19 protein-coding genes and 2 pseudogenes are annotated in these 20,226 nt (G+C 62.7%); 17 read left to right on the forward strand and 4 right to left on the reverse strand.

The features are described from left to right. The first annotated feature begins 3 nt into the window (after window positions 1-3). From NKH59_RS01710 to NKH59_RS01775, 14 genes and pseudogenes are all read left to right on the forward strand, one after another. Complete coding sequence (locus NKH59_RS01710; RefSeq protein ID WP_353020690.1) at window positions 4-954, forward strand: PfkB family carbohydrate kinase; 951 nt, start codon at window positions 4-6, stop codon at window positions 952-954. A gap of 90 nt (window positions 955-1,044) precedes the next feature. After that, a complete protein-coding gene (locus NKH59_RS01715) occupies window positions 1,045-2,190 on the forward strand; it encodes an ABC transporter ATP-binding protein (protein WP_352980488.1) in 1,146 nt (381 codons plus the stop codon). A 120-nt stretch (window positions 2,191-2,310) separates the two neighbouring features. Continuing rightward, window positions 2,311-3,558 (forward strand): ABC transporter substrate-binding protein, encoded by a 1,248-nt coding sequence (locus NKH59_RS01720; RefSeq protein WP_352980489.1) that lies wholly within the window; start codon window positions 2,311-2,313, stop codon window positions 3,556-3,558. A gap of 138 nt (window positions 3,559-3,696) precedes the next feature. Then, window positions 3,697-4,593, forward strand: coding sequence for a carbohydrate ABC transporter permease (locus tag NKH59_RS01725; protein ID WP_352501412.1), 897 nt, complete (start codon window positions 3,697-3,699; stop codon window positions 4,591-4,593). Window positions 4,594-4,598: 5 nt separating this feature from the next. Beyond that, entirely contained in the window at window positions 4,599-5,441 is an 843-nt protein-coding gene (locus NKH59_RS01730) for a carbohydrate ABC transporter permease (protein WP_192254565.1), read from the forward strand. 186 nt (window positions 5,442-5,627) lie between these two features. Then, window positions 5,628-6,449, forward strand: a complete 822-nt coding sequence (locus NKH59_RS01735) for a sugar phosphate isomerase/epimerase family protein (RefSeq protein ID WP_352542659.1) — start codon at window positions 5,628-5,630, stop codon at window positions 6,447-6,449. Between the two features lie 4 nt (window positions 6,450-6,453). Beyond that, window positions 6,454-7,530 (forward strand): Gfo/Idh/MocA family protein, encoded by a 1,077-nt coding sequence (locus NKH59_RS01740; RefSeq protein WP_352542660.1) that lies wholly within the window; start codon window positions 6,454-6,456, stop codon window positions 7,528-7,530. Continuing rightward, window positions 7,530-8,348, forward strand: a complete 819-nt coding sequence (locus NKH59_RS01745) for a sugar phosphate isomerase/epimerase family protein (protein WP_352542661.1) — start codon at window positions 7,530-7,532, stop codon at window positions 8,346-8,348. The genes NKH59_RS01740 and NKH59_RS01745 overlap by 1 nt, the downstream gene beginning before the upstream one ends. Beyond that, window positions 8,348-9,181: an alpha/beta fold hydrolase gene (locus tag NKH59_RS01750; protein WP_352542662.1), complete on the forward strand. Its 834-nt coding sequence runs from the start codon at window positions 8,348-8,350 to the stop codon at window positions 9,179-9,181. Before NKH59_RS01745 ends, NKH59_RS01750 begins: the two co-directional genes overlap by 1 nt. Then, window positions 9,178-9,900 carry a ribulose-phosphate 3-epimerase gene (locus NKH59_RS01755; RefSeq protein ID WP_352542663.1) on the forward strand — a complete coding sequence of 241 codons (723 nt, stop codon included), beginning with the start codon at window positions 9,178-9,180 and terminating at the stop codon, window positions 9,898-9,900. Before NKH59_RS01750 ends, NKH59_RS01755 begins: the two co-directional genes overlap by 4 nt. After that, window positions 9,900-10,919 carry an ROK family protein gene (locus NKH59_RS01760; RefSeq protein WP_353020693.1) on the forward strand — a complete coding sequence of 340 codons (1,020 nt, stop codon included), beginning with the start codon at window positions 9,900-9,902 and terminating at the stop codon, window positions 10,917-10,919. The genes NKH59_RS01755 and NKH59_RS01760 overlap by 1 nt, the downstream gene beginning before the upstream one ends. Before the next feature lie 7 nt (window positions 10,920-10,926). After that, window positions 10,927-11,272: pseudogene (locus NKH59_RS01765) on the forward strand (ATP-binding cassette domain-containing protein); the annotation flags it as partial. Between the two features lie 127 nt (window positions 11,273-11,399). Further along, window positions 11,400-11,594, forward strand: a pseudogene (locus tag NKH59_RS01770) (hypothetical protein); the annotation flags it as partial. 207 nt (window positions 11,595-11,801) lie between these two features. Further along, complete coding sequence (locus NKH59_RS01775; protein ID WP_352616336.1) at window positions 11,802-12,530, forward strand: hypothetical protein; 729 nt, start codon at window positions 11,802-11,804, stop codon at window positions 12,528-12,530. Window positions 12,531-12,586: 56 nt separating this feature from the next. Here the strand turns inward: NKH59_RS01775 and NKH59_RS01780 are convergent, their stop codons facing one another. Beyond that, a complete protein-coding gene (locus tag NKH59_RS01780; RefSeq protein ID WP_352980490.1) occupies window positions 12,587-13,324 on the reverse strand; it encodes a hypothetical protein in 738 nt (245 codons plus the stop codon). A 124-nt stretch (window positions 13,325-13,448) separates the two neighbouring features. On the opposite strand from NKH59_RS01780, the gene NKH59_RS01785 reads away from it, so the two are divergent. After that, window positions 13,449-13,712 (forward strand): helix-turn-helix domain-containing protein, encoded by a 264-nt coding sequence (locus tag NKH59_RS01785; RefSeq protein WP_352922508.1) that lies wholly within the window; start codon window positions 13,449-13,451, stop codon window positions 13,710-13,712. 234 nt (window positions 13,713-13,946) lie between these two features. On the opposite strand, the gene NKH59_RS01790 is transcribed toward NKH59_RS01785, so the two are convergent. Then, complete coding sequence (locus NKH59_RS01790) at window positions 13,947-16,064, reverse strand: DUF3363 domain-containing protein (RefSeq protein WP_353020695.1); 2,118 nt, start codon at window positions 16,062-16,064, stop codon at window positions 13,947-13,949. Window positions 16,065-16,944: 880 nt separating this feature from the next. On the opposite strand from NKH59_RS01790, the gene NKH59_RS01795 reads away from it, so the two are divergent. After that, on the forward strand, window positions 16,945-17,712 hold the full coding sequence (locus NKH59_RS01795; protein ID WP_352542836.1) for a transposase: 768 nt from the start codon (window positions 16,945-16,947) through the stop codon (window positions 17,710-17,712). Between the two features lie 324 nt (window positions 17,713-18,036). Further along, on the forward strand, window positions 18,037-18,570 hold the full coding sequence (locus tag NKH59_RS01800; RefSeq protein ID WP_352542837.1) for a Ros/MucR family transcriptional regulator: 534 nt from the start codon (window positions 18,037-18,039) through the stop codon (window positions 18,568-18,570). Window positions 18,571-18,651: 81 nt separating this feature from the next. On the opposite strand, the gene NKH59_RS01805 is transcribed toward NKH59_RS01800, so the two are convergent. Together NKH59_RS01805 and NKH59_RS01810 are read right to left on the reverse strand one after the other, a co-directional pair. Next, entirely contained in the window at window positions 18,652-18,957 is a 306-nt protein-coding gene (locus tag NKH59_RS01805) for a DUF736 domain-containing protein (protein WP_352542838.1), read from the reverse strand. Between the two features lie 322 nt (window positions 18,958-19,279). Next, window positions 19,280-20,226, reverse strand: a 947-nt coding sequence (locus tag NKH59_RS01810; protein WP_353020697.1) for an IS256 family transposase, incomplete at its 5' end; no start/stop codon positions are given.

The raw sequence follows: 20,226 nt of genomic DNA on the forward strand, positions 1-20,226 counted from the left end.
ACGATGCCCACCTTCCCTTCAATCCTCGGCTTCGGCGCTATTGCGATCGACGACATCGTCTATGTCGATCAGCCGTTGTCGGCGGGCAAGGGGAAGGTTCTGCATAGTGCCCGGTCTTTCGGGGGAAATGTCGCGACGGCGCTAGCCGCCGTCGCACGGCTCGGCGGAAGCGCCGGGTTCGTCGGATGGCTGGGCAGCGCCGCTGACGACGCCGTGCTGCGCGATCTCGTTGCGAGCGGTGTTGAAACCGAATTCGCGCCGCGCCACCCGGACGCGCGCCCGGTGCGCTCGCACATTACCGTCGGCTCGGACGGGGAACGGTTCATCGCGTATGACGACGACGCGATGCTGGGCACCGCGTCGGACTTCCCGGAGGAGGTCCTCAGCCGCGCGACTGTCCTGATCGTCGATAGCTACGCGATCCGGTCGCTGGATGTCGTGGCTCGCGCTCGCGATCTCGGTCTTGCCATCCTCGGCGATATCGAATGGAGCTGCGGCCCGGCCACGGAGCGGCTGATCGCGCTCTGCGACCATCTCATTCTTCCCCTCGGCTTTGCACGGACTGCCACAGGGCGCCGATCGCCCGCCGAGATGCTCGATGCATTGTGGTCGCCGTCGCGGTCCGCCGTGGTTCTGACCGATGGCGGCAGGGGCGTGTACTATCGCGGGCGTGAAGAGACAGGTCTCTGGCATCTGCCCCCGCACCGGGTGGTGGTCGTCGACTCGACCGGCGCGGGTGACTGCTTTCATGGCGCCTACGCGCATGCCTTGATGCGCGGAGCCGACACCGCAGGCCGGGTGGCATTCGCGGCCGCGGCGGCGGCCCTCTCGATAACGGGGCGTGGCGGGCGCGAGGCGCTTCCGACCGACGACCAGGTCACGGAACTCCTGGCATCGACGAACGCGCCGTCAGCAGTCGAACTGAAAAATGCGTACGTCGATACTGGAACATAGGCTGAAACTATCCGAGGAGACATTTCGCAGGTGAACATAAGCCGAGGAAAATTATAAGAATCATTGGCTTATACTTGTGGAGGGAGGAAGATGGCAGAAGTCATTCTAGAGAATATCTGCAAAACTTACGGGAACAATTTTCGCGCAATCGACCAATTGAACCTATCGGTCGAGGACGGCGAGTTCTTGATTCTCGTCGGGCCGTCCGGCTGCGGCAAATCCACCGCGTTGCGAATGATCGCGGGATTGGAGGACATCACCAGCGGCAGCCTTCGGATCGGCGGAGTCGACGTCGTCGACATGCCGCCCAAGGACCGCGACATCGCGATGGTCTTCCAGAGCTACGCGCTCTACCCGCATATGACGGTGTTCGAAAACATCGCCTTTTCGATGCGGCTGGCAGGCAAGCCGAAGGCCGAGCGCAAGAAGCGCGTGGACGAGATCGCCAAAACCCTTCAACTGACGTCTTTGCTGGACAGCAAACCCGCGAACCTGTCAGGCGGACAGCGCCAACGGGTTGCCATGGGCCGCGCCATGGTGCGCGAGCCGGCCGCCTTTCTCATGGACGAACCCCTTTCCAACCTGGATGCTAAACTGCGTGTTCAAATGCGCGCCGAAATCACCAGCCTGCAAAAGCAGCTCGGCGTAACGACCATATACGTGACCCACGACCAAATCGAAGCGATGACGATGGGCGACAGGGTCGCGGTGTTGAAGGGCGGCGTGCTGCAGCAGGTCGACACACCCAAGAGACTGTACGAGTCGCCGGTGAATGCCTTCGTCGCCGGCTTCATCGGTTCTCCGTCGATGAACCTTTTCGAAGCGACCCTAAAGGGCGGCGAGCTCGGTTTTCGCGACTTCGCCATCCGATTGCAGGATGCAGCTTTCGTCGGCAGGCCCGCTCTGAGGTCCTATGAGGGGCGCAAGATCGTGTTCGGCATACGGCCCGAGGATCTTTATGACAGCGGCCTCGAATCCGGCCGCAATTATCAGACGATACCCGCAAAGGTGACTTCGATCGAAGAGCTCGGCTCTGAACATATCGTCCACCTGAACATCGACGCGGTCCGGGTGGACTCCGGCGATCCGGACGCAGCGGAGGATTTTGGCCTGGCATCGAACGCGGTGGCGAGATTCGAACCGGCCAGCGCCATCCACTCCGACTCGGAAATCCGGTTGGCCGTGGATGAGGCCAAGTTCCACTTCTTCGATCCTGAGACGCATCTAGCGATCTGAAGATCTGCAGCAGACCGCAGGCGAGAGGGAGGCGCCTGCGAAAGATACTCGCAAGAAGGCTTCTGAATAAACCAGACGATCGTCCGCATTGTGCGGTCGATCTTGTAGAAGGAGGAGAACATGATGTTTCGGATGCAATCCGCGATGCTGAAAATAGCCGCGGCCGCATGGTTGCTTGGCGCAACCAGCGCCATGGCGGACACGACGCTGGAATTCACCCAATGGTGGGAGCCTGAATTGCCGGCTGGCTCGCTCAGGGCAATCATGGATGACTTCGAGGCCGCAAACCCCGGAATCAAGGTGACATTGGTCAGCGGCCCCTACGCGACCACGCGAGACCAGATCTCGGTGGGTGCCGCAACCGGAACGCTCAGCGACGTCGTCGGTCTCGACGGCGCCTGGGTGAACAATCTGAATGCGCAGAACGCACTCGCCGACATGAATCCGATGATGGATGCGAGTGGTTTCGACAAGAGCCAGGTCGCGGACATCATCAAGGTGGACGGCAAGGCGGTGATGTTTCCCGTGGCCTCCTTCGTTTATCCGGTCTTCGTGAATTTGGACCTCGCCGCCCAGGCAGGCGTGACCAAGCTGCCGTCGACCCGCGCGGAGTTTCTCGAAGCCGCCAAGAAGATGACGCACGCCGAAAAGAACCAGTATGGCTGGGTGTTGCCCCTGTCGCTGCAAACGCCATCCGGCGTCCAGAACGACATGATGTCTTGGGTTTGGGCTTCGGGTCAGTCGATGATGGCGAACGGCAAGCCCGCTCTCGAGGGCAAGCCGGTGGTGGATATGCTCACCTTCGTCAAATCACTCAACGACGCCGGCACCATCTCGCCCGGCATCGCCACCAAGACCGAGCAGGAAAAGGTCGAGGAATTCGTCAACGACCGCGTCGGGATGATGATCGACTCGCTCGCGCATGTGAACCTCATCCGCAAACGCAACCCCAAGCTGAACTTCGACCTCATCCCGGTCCCGGTCGTAGAAAACTACACCGGCAAGCGCGGCCTTCCCTATGCCTCTTGGGGCATCGGCATCTCTGCTGCCTCGAAACATCAGGAGGAAGCCTGGAAACTCGTCCAATATCTGATGAGTGAAAAGGTGAACGCCAAGCTCGTGTCGCTTGCAAACGCCTTCCCGGGCAACGTCAAAGCCAAACCCGATTTCGTGACCTCGGACAAAGCTTTCGGCAAGGCTTTCGAAATCTTCAAGACCGGTTATCTCGCCAATGAGTTCACGGGCCTGCCGGTGGCTGAAGACCTGATGACCCAGTTCGACGTTCAAGCCCAGAAGATGCTCGCCGGCGAGCAGTCTCCGGAACAAGCTGCAGCCACCGCTCAGAAGGGCTGGATGGCGAAATTCTGATCGGCCTGTTCCCGTTTGCTATGTTCGACCGGGTGGCCTGACTCGGGCAGGCCACCCGGCAACAACGGATCGGCAATTTGAGATGGACCTGTTTCCGAAGCTTACCTTCTCGCTGAAGGCGTATCCCAAGGTTGGCACATGACCCGGCAAAAGCGCTCCCATCACAAGCTGAAACGAGCGGTCGCACCCTACCTCTATCTGTCGCCCTCGCTGCTCATAATCGGGCTTCTGATGCTGCTGCCGATGGTGACGGTGATTGCCTACTCGTTCCAGAACAGCGCGGTGCTGCGTCGTGACCCGTCCTTTGCCGGACTGAAACACTACCAGGCGATCTTCGACGACCCCGTGTTCTGGGCTTCGCTGTGGCACACGCTCTACTTCACATGCATGAGTGTCATTTTCCACATGACCATCGGCATGGCCTTCGCGCTCATGCTGAACAGCGAGCGCATCAATCCGACGCTGCGCAATATCCTGCGCGTGCTCTACATACTGCCCTGGCTGTTCACCGCAGTGATTATCGCCGTGATCTGGCGCCTCCTGCTTGAGCCGAACGGTGTCGTGAATAGCATTCTCATGCAAATCGGCATCATCGGTTCTAAGGTCGAATGGTTTTCCTCGCCCGAGACCGCGCTGCACGCCGTCACCTTCGCCAACATCTGGGCGGGCTATCCGCTTTTCATGGTCAGCCTCCTCGCAGGCCTGCAGGGCATTCCCAAGGATTTCTACGAGGCCGCCGATATCGACGGGGCGAAGGCCTACCAGAAACTGATCTTCATCACGATCCCGCAGCTGATGCCGATCATCATCAGCATCTCACTGCTGGATTTCATCTGGACCATGCAGGTCTTTCCATTGATCTGGATAACGACGGGCGGCGGTCCGATTTACTCGACCGAGGTCCTCAGCACCTACACGTACAAGCTGGCGTTTTCGAGCTACAATCTGTCGCAGGCGTCTGCGAGCGCCGTGGTCATCCTGCTGATCTCCCTCGGCCTGACGCTGTTCTACATCCGCTATCAAAAGGCTCGGTAGTCACCATGAGGAAAAGGCACACGCCGAAAGACCGGCTGATCACCGTCGCGCTGCATGTCGCGCTTGCCGCAGGGCTCTTTTTCGCGGCCTTCCCGATCTACTGGATGCTGAGCAGCTCGTTCAAGTCGAATACCGAAATCTTTGCCCTGCCACCAACCGTCCTGCCGAAGGCCTTCACGCTGGAAGCGTATGCGGCCATCCTTGGCGACCCGGTAAAGCTGCGCTTCTTCTTCAACAGCTACTTCGTGGCCGGAGCGGTGACCGTGCTGACGGTGCTGATCGCCTTGCTGGCGGCCTATGGCTTCAGCCGTTTCAATTTCCGCGGCAAGGGCAGCCTCAACACACTCATCATCAGCACGCAGACGATCCCGCCGATCACGCTTTTGATCCCCTTCTTCGGGCTTGTCGTCTCGTATGGCATCTTCGACACCTACGTTGCACTGATCCTGACTTACCTGGTGTTTACGCTGCCCTACGCGATCCTGCTGATGACGGGATATCTGAACACCTTGCCCCGCGATCTCGATGAAGCGGTGGCTGTCGACGGCGGCAGCAGCTGGACCGCACTCTGGCGGGTGATCGTCCCGATTTCACTGCCTGGTATCGTGGCGACGTCGGTCTACACCTTCCTGTTGTGCTGGAACGAATTTCTGTTTGCGCTGACGCTGACGAAGTCAACGTCCATGCGCACCGTCCCGATCGGCATCCAGCTGTTGATGGGGCAGCACGCCTTCGAATGGAACCAGATGATGGCGATGAGCGTGCTCGGCTCGCTACCACTCTTGCTCATCTACCTCGTTGCCCAGAGGTTCTTCCTCGCCGGCATGACCGCGGGCTCGGTCAAGTAGGATGTCCCCCCCGGAGAACTGATGGAGTAGGCCGCGCATCGAAATCGATGGATTGGACATTCTCTGCTGGCAGGCGATATCGCCGCGGCCTCAAGCGTCGTCACAGCGCCGCTGATCGTGCTGGAGCCGTTCTTCCAGCGCCACATCATCGAAGGGCCTTCGCAGGTGGAATCAAGGAATGAAAGGATGAACGTGAAAGACCTCAAAGTCGGCTGCCAGACCTTCACCTGGGAAATGCTCGGAGACCGTTTTGCCGGCGGCCCCGACGACCTGCTCAAAGCGATCGCCGATGGCGGCTATGCCGGCATCGAGATCACCGACACGATGATCGGCCGCTATGCCGGCAAGCCGGCGGAGTTCGCTGCGGCGCTGAAGACATCCGGCCTGACGCTGGTCTCCTTCGCCTTCGGTTCGGACAGCGGCTTCACACTCAAGGAGAAGATCGGCGCCGACCTCGAGACCGCCAAGCGCTGGATCGATTTCGCCGCCGCCTTTCCGGGCGCGCTGGTCTCCATGGGCTCGGCCACCGTCGTGTCGGACGGTCCGCGCGACGACAAGTTCGCCATTGCGGCCGAGGTCTACAACAAGGCTGGTGAACTCGGCCGCAAGGTCGGCGTCCAGGTCGCGGTGCATCCGAGCTCGCACCACAACACGCTGCTCTACGACCGCGCCGATTACGACCGCATCTTCGGGCTGCTCGATGCCTCGCTGGTCGGCTGGGTGCCGGACACGGGCCATATTTTGCGCGGCCACAAGGACATGGCCGACACGCTCACCACCTATCGCGATCGCATCCGCTACGTGCACCTGAAGGATGTCGATGCGAGCGGCACCTGGGCGATGCTCGGCAAGGGCGTCTGCGACACGGCGAAAGTGATAGAGATCACTAGCGCGGCGCCCAACTTCAACGGCTGGCTGGTGCTGGAGGAGGAATCCGAAACCGCCGCCGCCGATCCGGCCGGCGCGGTCAAGACCAACCGCCAGACCATGCGCGGCTACGGAGCCTGAGGCGATGATCCGCAAGAAAGACCGTCGCCTTCGTGTCGGTGTGCTCGGCTGCGGGCCGATCGCGCAATTCGCGCATCTGGAATCCTGCGTGAAGGCGAGCAATGCCGATCTCTACGCGATCTGCGACGCAGCACCCGATCTGCTCGCGCGTATGGGCGCGACCTACGAGCCGCAGAAGATGTATGGCGACTATGACGCGATGCTCGCCGACCCTGCGCTGGAAGCGGTGATCGTCGCCACCTCGGACGCCTATCACGTGCCGATGTCGATCAAGGCGCTCGAGGCGGGCAAGCACGTTCTCTGCGAAAAGCCGATCGGCGTCTCGGTCGAGGAAGGCCATAAGCTGGCCGATGCGGTCAGGCGTTCCGGCAAGGTGCTGCAGGTCGGGCATATGAAGCGCTTCGATCCGGCGCTCGAGGCAGCGCGTGACTTCGTGCGCGACGAGATGGGCGAGATCCTGGCGCTGAAGGCCTGGTACTGTGACTCAACCCATCGCTACACCAACACCGACGCGATCCAACCTCTGCCCATCACCAGCAAGCTGGCGAGGAAGCCGGCCGGCAATCCGAAGGCCGATCTCAGGCAATATTTCATGCTGGCGCATGGCTCGCACCTCGTCGATACGGCGCGCTTCCTGTGCGGCGAGATCACCGCCGTGCGCGCCCGCCTCAACGAGAAATTCGGCGCCTATTGCTGGTTCGTCGAGACCGAGTTCGCCAATGGCGCGCTCGGCCATCTCGACCTCACCGTCGCCGTGCGCATGGACTGGCACGAAGGTTTCCAGCTCTATGGCGAGAACGGCTCGGTGATCGCGAAGACCTTCAATCCCTGGTACTTCCGGGCGAGTGAAGTCGACATTTTTCACGAGAAGGACGCCACCTCGCGAAAGCCGCTCGGCGCTGACGGCCATTTCTTCCGCCGCCAGCTCGAAAGCCTCGCTGAGACGGTGCTCGACGGCAAGCCGATGCGCGGCGCCAATGTCGACGACGGGCTCGCCTCGATCCGCGCCATGGTGGCGATCGCGCGCTCGGTCGAGAGCGGCGAACGCGTCGAGATCGCCAGCGTGACGGGAGCGGTCTGATGCAGATCGGGGTGTTCGCCAAGACCTTCCCGGGCAGCGAGCCGGCCGGCGTGCTGGCCGCAGTGCGCAACGCGGGATTTGCCGTCACCCAGTTCAACCTTGCCTGTGCCGGCCTTCCGTCGATGCCGGATGCGGTGCCGGATGACGCCATCAGCACTATTGCGGCTGCGTCCGGTGCCTCCGGCGTCGCTTTGGCGGCGCTGTCCGGCACCTACAACATGGCGCATCCGGACCAGGCAGTGCGCGACGACGGCCTGCGACGTCTTGGCGCGGTCATCGAGGCAGCGGCAGCGCTTTCGGTTCCACTCGTCACCCTGTGCACGGGAACGCGCAACGCCGACGACCAGTGGGCGCATGACCCTGGCAATGCCGATCCCTCGGCCTGGGCCGATATGGCAAGCGAGATGGAAAAGGCACTTGCTCTGGCCGAGCGTCACGGTGTCGACCTCGGCATCGAACCCGAACAGGCCAACATCGTCACTTCGGCATTGGACGCGGTGCGCCTTATCGCAGAGATGGGCTCGAAACGGCTGCGTGTCGTGCTCGATCCGGCAAACCTGTTCGAAAGAGTGAATGCCGAGGAGGCGCGCGCCATCGTTGCCGCAGCGGTCGAACGCACGGCAGGCCACGTCGCCATGGCCCACGCCAAGGACCGTTTCGCCGACGGCCGCTTCGCCACCGCCGGCCGCGGCGTCGTCGACTTTGCCGATTTCGTCGCCCGGCTCAAAGTATCAGGCTTTGACGGGCCGCTGGTCACGCATGGGCTTTCGGCCGATGAAGCGCCAAGCGTTGCCCGGTTCCTGAAGGGGCTGGTCTGATGGCGCGCCCGACCACCTTGTTTCGCGACGATGCCACGCTGCGGATTTCCGATGAGGGCGACGGGCTTGCCGTCGTCTTCCAGCACGGGCTGGGCGGCGGCGAGGCACAGGTCGCGCAGGCTTTCCCCATCGACGCCGGCTGCCGGCGCATCACGTTGGAATGCCGCGGACACGGTGACTCCGATCTGGGCAGCCGCCGACCGTTTTCAATGGCGATGTTTGCGGACGATGTTCTGGCCGCCGCCGATCAGGCCGGCCTCGACCGTTTCGTCGCTGGCGGCGTGTCCATGGGCGCCGGGATTACGTTACACCTTGCCTGCCGTTGTCCGGACCGCGTCGTCGGCCTGATGCTTGTGCGGCCGGCCTGGACGTTCGAACGCGCGCCAGTGAACCTGCAGCCGATCGCCGACGTCGCCGGCCTCATCCTCGATCATGGCCCCGACAAGGCCAGGACGATCTTCTCGCGGTCTGAAGTCGCCGCGCGCCTCCAGAGCGAGGCACCAGACAATCTCGCCTCGCTGTTCGGTTATTTCGACCGACCGGATGCAGCATTGTTTGCGCAAGTCCTGGCCGATATCGCTGCCGATGGGCCTGAGGTCTCGGCAAGCGACGCCGCCACCCTTGGCATTCCAGTGCTGGTCATCGGCAATACTGTGGATGCAGTGCATCCACTATCGGCCGCGCATACACTTGCGGATGCCATCCCCGGCGCGGCCTTTGTGGAAATCGCTGCCAAGGCGCTCGACGGCAAAAGGCATTTCGCCGAGCTGCAGGCCGAGATCACCACTTTCCTTCACGCCCACTTCAACATCCGGAGCCTTGTTGCGTCATGACGAGCAAATCCCTGTCCGGCCGTGCTGCCATCGCTGCCTTGCCGCGCAACCGGCTGCTCGGCGAGTTTTCCCTGTGGTCGGCCGACCTGGCCAACATGGAGCGCGACCTGAAGCGCATAGACTTTTACGTCGACCTGCATCACATCGACGTCGCCGACGCCCGCTTCACCCCCGGCTTCCTGTTCTTTCCGGATCTGGTGGCACGAATCGCCAAGCTGACGACCAGGCCGATCCATGTTCATCTGATGGTCGAGGCCGAAATCGTCGAGGAGCAGACGCGGCAGTTCATCGAGGCCGGCGCCGACCTGATCAGCGTGCATGCCGAGAATGGTGAAGCGGGGCTTCGCGCCGTGCGGCTGGCGCATGAGCTTGGCGCCGAAGCCGGCGTGGTGCTCAGGCTGGAAACGCCTGTCAGCGTCGTCACGCCTTTCCTGCCTGAAGTGGCGTTCGTGACGCTGCTCGGCACCTCCATCGGCGTCAAAGGGCAGAGCCTGTCCGATCAGGCCTGCCCGCGCCTGATCGAGGCACGCGCGCTGATGCGGAAGGCCGGCCGTGAGGCCGACATCGTGCTTGCCGCCGATGGCGGCATCCGCCACGAGACAGTGCCGCTGCTGCGCGCCGCCGGCGCCGAGACGGTTGTGCTGGGCTCGCTTGCCTTCGGCGATCCCGACCTTGCGCAGCGCATGGCCTGGCTGCACGGACTGAAGGTCGCCGCCTGATGAGCACGCTTGCGCTTGCCTTCGATCTCGGCGGCACGGAGCTGCGCGGCGCGCTCGTCGAACGCAGCGGTGATGTCATCGCCCGGGTTTCGGCACCGACGATGGCAGGCGGGGGATCGGAGGCGGTGATCGGCCAGATCATCGCGCTGGCAGGCACCCTGCTGGCGGAGCATCCGCGGGCAAAGGTGGTCGGCATCGGCATGTGCGCGCCGGGGCCGCTCGATCCCAAGGCGGGCATCGTCATCGGGCCGCCGACCCTGGCCGGCTGGCACAATGTGCCGCTGATCGACATCCTCAGCCGGCAGTTCGGCCTGCCGGTGCGGCTGGAGAACGACGCCAATGCGGCGGCCCTCGGCGAATGGCGCTTCGGCGCCGGCCGCGGCACCGGATCGCTGGTATTCGTGACCGTGTCGACCGGCATTGGCGGCGGCGTCATCGCCGACGGCCACATCTATCACGGCAGGCGCGGGCTGGCGGCCGAGATCGGCCACATGACCATCACCGGCGAAGGCGACCGCTGCTTCTGCGGCGCCGTCGGCTGCTTCGAGGCGGTCGCCTCCGGTACGGCGCTCGGACGCCGGGCGACACGGCTGACCGCGCCGGGCGACGGCTCGCTGCTCCGGCGGCTGTCCAACAATGGCGACGTCTCGGCGCGACACGTCGTCGAGGCCGCGCGGGCGGGTGATGTGGCGGCTCGCCCACTGGTCGAGGCCGAGGCGCGGTGGCTGGGCATCGGCTTCACCAACCTCCTGCATCTCTACTCGCCCGACCTGATCGTCATGGGCGGCGGCCTTTCCAACGGCTTCGACCTCCTGGCACCGACCATCAGGGCGACCGTCGAGCACCGCGCCATGCAAGCCTATCGCGACGTGCCGATCGTTCCGGCCGAACTTGGCGACCGGGCGGGCCTAGTCGGCGCGGCGAGCCTGATCCTATGGGAGGGCGAGCCCGGCACGGCGCTGGCGATGGTGCAGAACGAGGAGACGACAACCGGCGCCAGGGAGGCAAGCCAAGGCTGAGCTCAAGCTGCGCGGCGCGCGCAAATCCTATGGAGCCGCCGAGATCATCAAGGGCATCGACCTCGACGTCGAGGACCGCGAATTCATCGTCTTCGTCGACCCGTCCGGTTGAGGGAAGTCCACGCTGCCGCGCATGATCGCCGGGCTGGAAAGGATCAGCGCAGGCGACCTCATGATCGACGGCGTGCGCGCCAACGACATCGACCCGTCCGCGCGTGGGCTGGCCATGGTGTTCCATTCCTATGCGGCCTATCCGCATATGAGCTTGGCCGAGAATAGGGGGCTTCGCACTGAAGATCGCTGGGGTGCCGCCGCAGGAGCGGGAGCGCAAGGTGAAGGAGGCGGCCGACGTATCCGGAATGGTGGCTCCTGACCGCAGCCTGCGCTCTGCGGAGGATCGACAACGCGCGGATCGGTAGCCGTTTGCGAGAATGTCCATCTCAAGAGTCTTAAGGCGTAATCAGTAGTGCAAAGGTGTCAATGCCCACTCCCAACAATCCTCCGGCCGCGGTCAGACGCCCTGCACAGGCTGGGAGCGAATATCCACGATGCCCGGCGGCGGCTCCCAATGGCGCTGGTGGCGAGCGCGCCTTTACCTCGCGCTCGACCCTGCAACGGGTCGAGGCGGGCGACACGAATGTCAGCGCCGGCATATATGCCGCCGCAATCACAGCTTCCTTTGGCTCGGAAAAACGGCGCGCGAGCGACGGATAAATCGACCGAGTTGACATCGTGCAACGTTCACCTCATTGCTCTCTAACAATGCTTCCGGGGGGCGGCTTTGCTTTTCTTTCGATCTCTCTGCCGTGCTGTGCTCTTGACTGTGGCCTTTTTTGCAGCACTGCCGAAGATGCCGGCACTGGCATGGGCCCGGATACTGTCATGACCTTCCAGGTGATCCGGAACTCGGACCCCGCATGTGAACCAACCTGCCCTGCGTGGATCTACGCTGCAGGTTCGATTGAAACCTCGTCCCCATCGGCTTTGCGCAAGCTGCTGAAGAGCCTCGGCGCAGTTCACCTGCCCATCGTCTTGGCATCGAACGGTGGTGACCGTCAGTCCGCCCAGGAACTCGGCAGGATCGCGAGAAAGAACAAGCTGACAATCGCTATTGGGACTTCACCGGTAGTTTGCAAAGACAAAGCCTCGGTCTGTCGCACGATGCCAGAGATTGACGGCCAAGGTCGATTCGAAGAAGCCAACTGCCTGTCTGCCTGCCCCTTGTTCCTTGCTGGTGGCGTCAAAAGGCTCAACAGCGACCGCAACTTTATCGCGGTCCACAAGGGACAAGCCGTCCTGTACTCAAATGGCGACAGGACCTTCACTCAAATAAAGTCCGCCAAGAGGGTTGCCAAAGTTCTAGCCAATGCTCACCTGGAGAAGAAGCAATATCTCCGGGAAATGGGCGTAGCCGTCGCGCTGGAGGATGAGGCTTTCAAGCATGGCGGCGACGACTTTTATGAAGTCCCGATCGATCGGCAGCGCAGTTGGGGCTTGATCACCGGCTCAGTCGAAGAGTTGGATTTCACCGATCCCCAATTCTGCAAAAGACAGCCGCTCCCCGAGAATTGCGTCCCAAAACAAAATGGCCTGCCACGACGTAAGTCATGAAAATGGGTGGCTTATTTCCGCGCAGCCACTCGACCGGAAGAGATCAGCCGCGTATCTCAGTCAAGCAAGCCGCCGTTACGAGGCCAACCGGCTCTTAAGCCGTTTCTCGCGGAGACGGGTGCCAGCCCGCCAGGTGCGGGCGGTTCGTCGTCAGTCGTCTGCTGGGCGATCCGTACCAGATCGCTGAGCGCCGAACGGATTTGCGGCCAGGGAAACTCGGAGCATTCCACCCAGGCCTCACCCTCGCGCAACACGGCATCGAGCTTGCCCGCCACGCCAGCGACACTCGTGGCAGGCGTCGTTGAGAGCGCTTGCATCAGATCCTGCGCCCGATTGGCAGCCTCGCGCTCAGCTCGAAGGGCCGCAGCATAGCCGCCCTCCTCCGCAGCCGTGTCCCAGCGTGCCTTATGCGCCGCGAGGTCAGCTTCGGCCTTTTCCCGGAGATCCGCTGTGTCCGGGCGCTTGCCGAGCACTTCATTGAGCGCCTCGATCGAGTGGACCGTCACATCCTCACCCTCGGGCAGGCACACGGTTGCGCAAGGAAAGCCGACGTTCGAGACAAGCCTCGTCTCCAGGCGCTGCTGCTTGCGGCAAAGCCGCTCGGTCAGCTTGTGGGTTGTCTCCCATTCCCGCCAAAGCGCCAGCGCTGGGTCGGGGGGCACATTCGTCATCCCGGCCTCGCCAGCAAACGCGTTCCCTTCAAGGGTCCACGCGGTGGTTGCCGCCACTGTTCCCGCAAGCACTCTCCTGCGGGTGACGAACGGCAGAGTCGTGGTATTGTCGGAATCAGCCATGATCCGAGCTCCAATCAGCTTGGGTGGTGGTCAGGCCGCTCAGGGTGTTACCAGCACCTCGTGCGGCCGCCTCTGTTGCCCTCCTGATATGTCACTTTTTGTGACTTTAAACAAGAAGAATGTCATGAAAAAGGACATATCGGCCCACCAGCTTCGTGCAGCGAGAGCCTTAATTGACTGGACGAGAGAGGATCTGGCCAACGCATCCGGGATAAACGTTCGCACGCTCGTCAGAATTGAGAATGCCCAAACGGCTTCGAGGCAGACCACTCTAGAGGCGCTAACTGCAGCATTAGAAGCTGCCGGTGTCGAATTCATCCCGGAAAACGGCGGCGGTGCTGGCGTTCGCCTGGCGCGTCGATCAGACGATGCAAAAGGCAAACTGTGATCCTTTTGTATGGACCGGCTCCCTTTCGCAAAGGCGTACAGGGACAGGGAAAGTGGCGCAGATGTGTCCGCCCTATGGAGCGGCGCGTTTGTGGGTCGTCGCGGGAGACCTGATACGAGTGAGTGCCCAAGTTGGGAACAATCGACGCACGCGCGGTCGAGACACAGTTCATTCTCCGGCAGATCTGAATTACGGCTCTCGCCCCACCTGCGCATTTTGCGGCGCGAGCATTCCTCACATCCCGATTCCGACCCCGCGTTTTCTGCCGAAGCTCCAGTCGATGCCGCCGCTGCTTTGCACGGCGCCGGTGATGTGCTGGCCGATGCGCTTCTCGAGCATCGGCTGCCAGGGCACCAGTTGAAAGCCGAGACCATCGTCCAGCATGGCGAAGCGCCCGCTGGCAAGACGGACCGAGCCAAGCAGCGTGCCGCTGATATTGTTGCCGGGCTCGACGGGCTCGAAGGTGAGGCCGCGGGCAGCGGCCATTTCCTTGCCGACGCGCGTGACCTCGTGGCGCTCCAGCGTGGCTACAAGGTCGCGCGAGAAGGTGATGGTGCCGCTGGTCGCGTCGCGTTCGGCATGCCCCATGCTGACGAGCTGGGCAGCCCGTCTGTCGAGCGCGTTGTCCACGTCGAGACCAAAACCTGACCGGACCAGCGAGACGGGGGTCCTGGCCGTGAGCTCCCGGTCGAGCCAGGTGGCGCCGTCGCTGCCGATCTGCGCGTCAAGATCGAAGGTCGAGACCACGCGGACGGAGAAGTCCTTGCCGCGGTTGTGGCCATCGTAAGCGATGCCGCGCTCGGACAGGTCATTTGGAACGCGCCAGTGGTCGTCGTCGATGCGTTCGACATGGCCGGCCCGGCGCAGCGCTTCGAGACGGCGGACATGGAAACGGACGAAGGCGTCCGGGTCCTTGCCCTGCTCCAAAAACGTCTCGCGGATCGCCTCCAGGTGTCTGCTCGGACGATAGATGCCATCCTCGCCCGCCACGACACTGATGTTGCGGTCGGCCGCACGTGGCTCCCCCTTCGGCAGGATCGGATCGAGCGCCACGATATGGCCGCGCTGAATGTCGTCGAGCTTTGCCGCATCGGCAGTCTCGACATAGTGCGTGCGCCCATCGACGCCGTCGACGACCAGCGACAGCTTGTCGCTCATCTCATCACCCGCAAGACCCTTGGCGAGCACGCGGCCGACGACCGGCTCGGTGATGGTCTGCCGGTGCATGACATATTGCGCCGCGCCCCGTTCATCGGCGAGGCCGTGCTCCTCCAGCGCCCGGTGCATGCTCTTGATAATGTCGTTGCGCTCGCCAAGCGCCCGCAGCACGTTTTCGGTCCTGTCGGAGATGACCCACCGGCCGGGCTCCATCTCGCTCGCCAGGCCGAAGTGCTCCAGCTTCTTTGCCCGATCGATCAGCAGATAGCGATTGCTGGAAACGGTGTAGCTGTCGCTGGCATTGGGACGGAGATCGACCAGATCGTGCTCCTGCTGTTCGGCGATCAGCATGCGGTCGAGCCGCGTCAGCCGTTCGGCGCCGACCTCGTTGGCCAGCTTGCGGGCGACCTCGAGCTCGCTTTGCAGCCCGAGTTCCCGTTCCACCAGCTCGCTTGCCCGGTGACGAATGCCATGGGCGATGTAGTCGCCGGCGATGTTCAGGATCTTGCCGTCATCGGTGATGCCGCGCACCAGGACGTGGGTATGCGGATGACCGGTGTTGTGATGGTCGACAGCGATCCAGTCGAGGCGCGTGCTGAGGTCGGTCTCCATCTGTCGCATGAGATCGCGGGTGAAGGAGCGCAGGTCTTCCATCTCGGCGGCATCCTCCGGCGCGACGATGAAGCGGAACTGATGCCGGTCGCCGCGCCCGCGCTCGACGAAGGCCTTGCCGTCGGCCTCGTCGTCGAAGGCCGAGTACACCCTGCCCTTCTCGCCGTCCCTGGTGACGCCGTCGCGCTGGAGATAGCGCAGATGCGCATCGACGGCCTTGCTCGTCGTCACGAACTTTTGGCCGCGCCCGCTCGCCTTCCCTCGCGCCGGCAGCTTGACGACGCGCGCCTTCACCACGACGCGGCGGGAACGAAAACGGACGCCGCGCTCGTCCTGCCGCCACCCGCCACCGTCCCTTGGCAACCCGGCCACCACCTTGCCGCCGCGGCCGCGGGCATTGAAGCGGCCACTCCCCTTTCCGGCGCTCCTGCTTGCGCCGATGCGATTGGGGTTGCCGCCTTGCTTGCGGATGGCAATCTCGACCTGGCGCACGAAGGGCAGCGTGCGCAGATTGATCGGCGCGCTGCCGCGGCGCGTCCGGCCGGTGCGAACCTGGAATTGGTCGCTGTCACGATCTGCCATGCCGACAGCATCGGCAGTCGGATTTGGTGCTTCAAGATGGCCGGAGCGCAGAGCGTGCTACGGCGCGCAGAGACTTGCTGCGGCGAAGAATGGCGGATCGCACATCGCTGCGGCACGATAGTTTTGCGTTTCGGATCAACAGCATAGCCATAGCCTGTCAGCCCCGCACCTCACGTCATTCTGCCTGAGGTCGGCACGGGCAGGAAAAACAATGTGCAGACAAGCACTTACGAGCGAAGCGAGGCGAGCGCCAGCTCGCTTTATCTTGCTGTCCCTCTCCGCACTCTGTAACCGTCCGGATCCTGCACACCTAGTGCAATCTCGCAACGTGTGGGGTTCCTTCTTATCGAGGAGGATCTTCGGCGGTGCCTCGACGTTCCTGGGACAAGGCCGACAACTCGTACTGGTCGACGCATGTCGCGACCTGGTATCGGGGGCCGTTTTGAGGTGGAGGAATATTGCCGCCGGCGCAAGCTTTCGATGACGACTTTCAAGCTGTGGGTGCGTCATCCGGTGAGCGCGGAAGATCGGCGCAAACGTGCGGAATATCTGCGGAAATTGCGCGGGGAAAGCCGCAAAAGCGGGGCAAGAAAGGGCCGCCGAAGCGACGCAAGAGCCCGCGCCGCTACTGCTACAGCGTGCGTACGGACACGATCCGATTTGCTCTGCAGGCGTTCTGGGGCATGCATGTGGAGGCGATGAACTGGAGCGGATTGGGGCCTGCCGAATATGCCGTGGCGCTCGGGCTTTCGCCCCCATGCGCTGCGCAAATGGCGCGCTCGTCTTGAGGAATTCGAATTCGAACTGGACTGGCGATCTCTGTTGCATCCGAGTGCCCGGGCTCAATTAAGCAGCGCTGATTGCGTGCGGCGCCAATCGCTTGAGACTGCGGGTTGACGGGCGGTCGGACCGGCGCCGCTTCAGCGACGCGCAGAAGCAGGCGATTGTGCAGGAGACGGAGAAGCCTGGTGTCAGTGGCGGAGGTTGCCGCCGCCATGGAGTCGCCACCAGCACGGCCTTCCGCTGGCGTGTCGAGTTTCGGCCTGACCGCTCGCAAGACGCCGCAATTGGCAACTGTTGCGCTCATCCATGGGGCGAAAAAACGAACGCCGGCGACGGCTCCCCTGTGCAATCTCGTGCGGCCGCCGGACGGCATGGTGGCAGTCCGACTGGACAACGGGCGGCGCGTCTTTGCGTCCGTCGGCAGCAATGCGGATGCAGTCAAGCGGCATCTCGCGGTAAGGGAGAACGCATCATGATCGTCGTTGCGGCGGGTGTGAAGATGCATCTGGCGCTCGGTCATACCGACCGTCAAGAGGCTCGACGGGCTCGCCATACTGATCCAGGAGCAGCTGAAAGATGGATCCCTTCTCGGATTCCGAGCGCAATGGACCCCGACCACATCGAACGCGATATCAGCGAAGGCGCGAACATCACTCCGCGCCGTAGCGAACCCGGAAAAGCGCAACCAAAGCGCGGGCCGCTGCCCGATCATCCGCCGCGCGTTGTTGCGGCGGCACCCTGCCCAGCATCTGCGAGAGCATTAGCGAGATCCTCGACTATACCCAGGCGCGGTTTAGATGTAGCGCCACGCCGCCCGAAATGTGCCTGCCGGACCCGTTGGCCCGAACAGGTTCAGGCAACTTGAACGTCGCCGACGCGTTCCAGATGAATTGCGCCCAAAGCTCCAATTCACCGCCGCCGCCGCGAGGAGGACCGCGCCGCCAAGTGCCGAGAGGATAAAGATTGTACGCGCATGTTCATCGCTCGATCTGCGGTGCAGCAGCTTTCACCGGTTTATCAGCAACTCTGTCCGCAGCCGGGCAGAACGATGGAAGCGAAAGCTTGCCGGCTTGATATTTGCGACGAATGAGGTTTGTTGTGGAACAACGAATTATTTGCCTGATTGGCAATAAACAGCCCATCCGTTTCAACGCGCGCTATTAGAGCCGTCAGACAAGAGGAAAACTCGATGACCGTTTCTCCAGACCCAAGCGACCAGGCTGATCTCGTATCAATCACCGCCGACATCGTTTCCGCCTACGTTTCGAACAATCCGCTGCCGGTCGGCGAGTTGTCGAAGTTGATCGGGGATGTCTATGTCGCTTTGCAAGGGATCGGCAGACCTGTGGCTGCGACCGCAGCCAAGCTGGAGCCGGCGGTGTCGATCAAGAAGTCAGTGTCACCTGATTTCATCATATGCCTGGAAGACGGGAAAAAGTTCAAATCCTTGAAGCGGCATATCGGAACGCATTACAATCTGAGTCCGGACGAATACCGGCAGAAATGGAACCTGCCCTCCGACTATCCGATGGTAGCGCCGAACTACGCGGCCACCCGCTCGGCCCTGGCGAAATCAATAGGCCTGGGACGCAAGGCGGCAGCGCCAGAAACAGCTGCGGCAGAAAAACCAAAACGAGCTGCTCGCGCGGCAGCAGCGACAACAGCCGCAAGGGCAGTCAAGTCGCCGGTGAAGAAGGCGCGCAAGACACCCGTCAAAGCATAGCGTGCTGCACCAGATAGAGGTCAGTGGCGAACCTGAACATGGCGAAGCCCCGCCTTGCGCGGGGCTTTGTGTTAGCTCAGATCACTCGCCGGCGCGGCGGGACCAGATGAGCGAGAACTCGCCCTCGGTCTCGACCAGGCTCGCATAGATCGGAGCGGGGAAGCTCGGATCGTCGAGCTTGACCGAGTGATAGTCGCGGCCCTCGCGCGAGGTCTTCTTCCATGCCGCCCCGAACTCGATGGCGCCGGCGAAAATGCGGAAGTCCGGACCTTTTTCATTGTCGCCTTCGGCTGGCGTGAACGTCACCGACTTGACGTTGAGGTTCAGGGTTTTGACTGAGCCGGAGAAGCCGTTCGCGGTGCGGGAGAATGTGCCGATCGTCGCCATTGTGATGGTTCCTTCTGTTTCTCGGGCCGCGCCTATCGCGGCCTCGATGGTGGTCTTGAGACCGGGGACGATCGGGCCGCACCCAAAGTGGCTGAAACGAAGTGGAAGACGGCGCCGCGAGACTTTCTTGGGCCGCGAGGAATGGACGCAAACCGGGGTCCCCGCCAGGTGTGCCGGGTGGGGTGGTACGGCCAGGGGAAGAAAACGAAGCGCCGTCAGTTGTGTGCGTCAAGTTCTGCAAAATGGCGTGGCATTGCGGTGACGTCGGCGTGTCCGCCGCGCAGCCCCCGTGTTTAGCGGAGCGGCGGACACATGACGGTGCTCAGGCGGCCAAGGCCCTCAGGCTCTCCTTCTTGTGCTCGCGCAGATGATCCATGTTGAGATAGCGGGTCGCCTCGAGCCAGTTCTCGTGGATCTCCACCGCCAGCGCCCGAACCAGCCGCAGACAGCTCCGCGGGTTGGGGAAGATGCGAACGACCAGGGTGCGCCGCTTGATCTCCTGGTTCAGCCGCTCCAGCATGTTCGTCGACTTCATGTGCTTGTGGTGAGCTAGCGGCAGCCGATAGAAGCTCAGCGTCTCCTCGATGTTATCTTCCACCCAGTTGACCAGCTTCGGGTATTTGGCCTGCCATTTGGCGATCCACTGCGCCAGGTCGCGTTTGACCTCGGCAAGGTCGCGCCGGTCGTAGAACCATCTGAGCTCCATCAGGCAATCGTCGTCGACCTTGCGCGGCACGTAGTCGAGCGCGTTTCTGAGGAAGTGCACGTAGCAGCGCTGCCAGACCGCTTCGGGCAGCACTTCGCGGATTGCCGCCCTGAGCCCCGGATGGTCGTCGGAGACGACGAACTCGACGCCGGCGAGCCCGCGATTCTTGAGCCCCGTCACGAACTCGCGCCAGCTCGAATGGCTCTCCCGGTTGGCCAGCTCCACGCCCAGAACCTGGCGCCGGCCCTCCCAATCCACGCCGATCGCCACCAGCACCGCCTGGCTGGCGATCACGCCCGCCTCGCGAGCCCGTTCATAGCGCGCGTCCAAGATGAGATACGGATAGCTTTCCTCGAGCCGCTGCGTGAAGAACGCCTTGAGCGCCTCATCCAGCCGCATCGTCGCCTCGCTCACCGTCGAGGCCGAGAAAGAGTGGCCGCACAGTTCCTCCGTCACCGCCTTCATCTTGCGGGTCGAGACGCCCTGCACGTACATCTCGACCAGCGCCGACACCAATGCCTTCTCCGAACGCTGGTAGCGCTCAAACAACTCCGTCGAGAACC

Source organism: Mesorhizobium sp. M0998 (assembly GCF_040318885.1).
Taxonomy (GTDB): domain Bacteria; phylum Pseudomonadota; class Alphaproteobacteria; order Rhizobiales; family Rhizobiaceae; genus Mesorhizobium.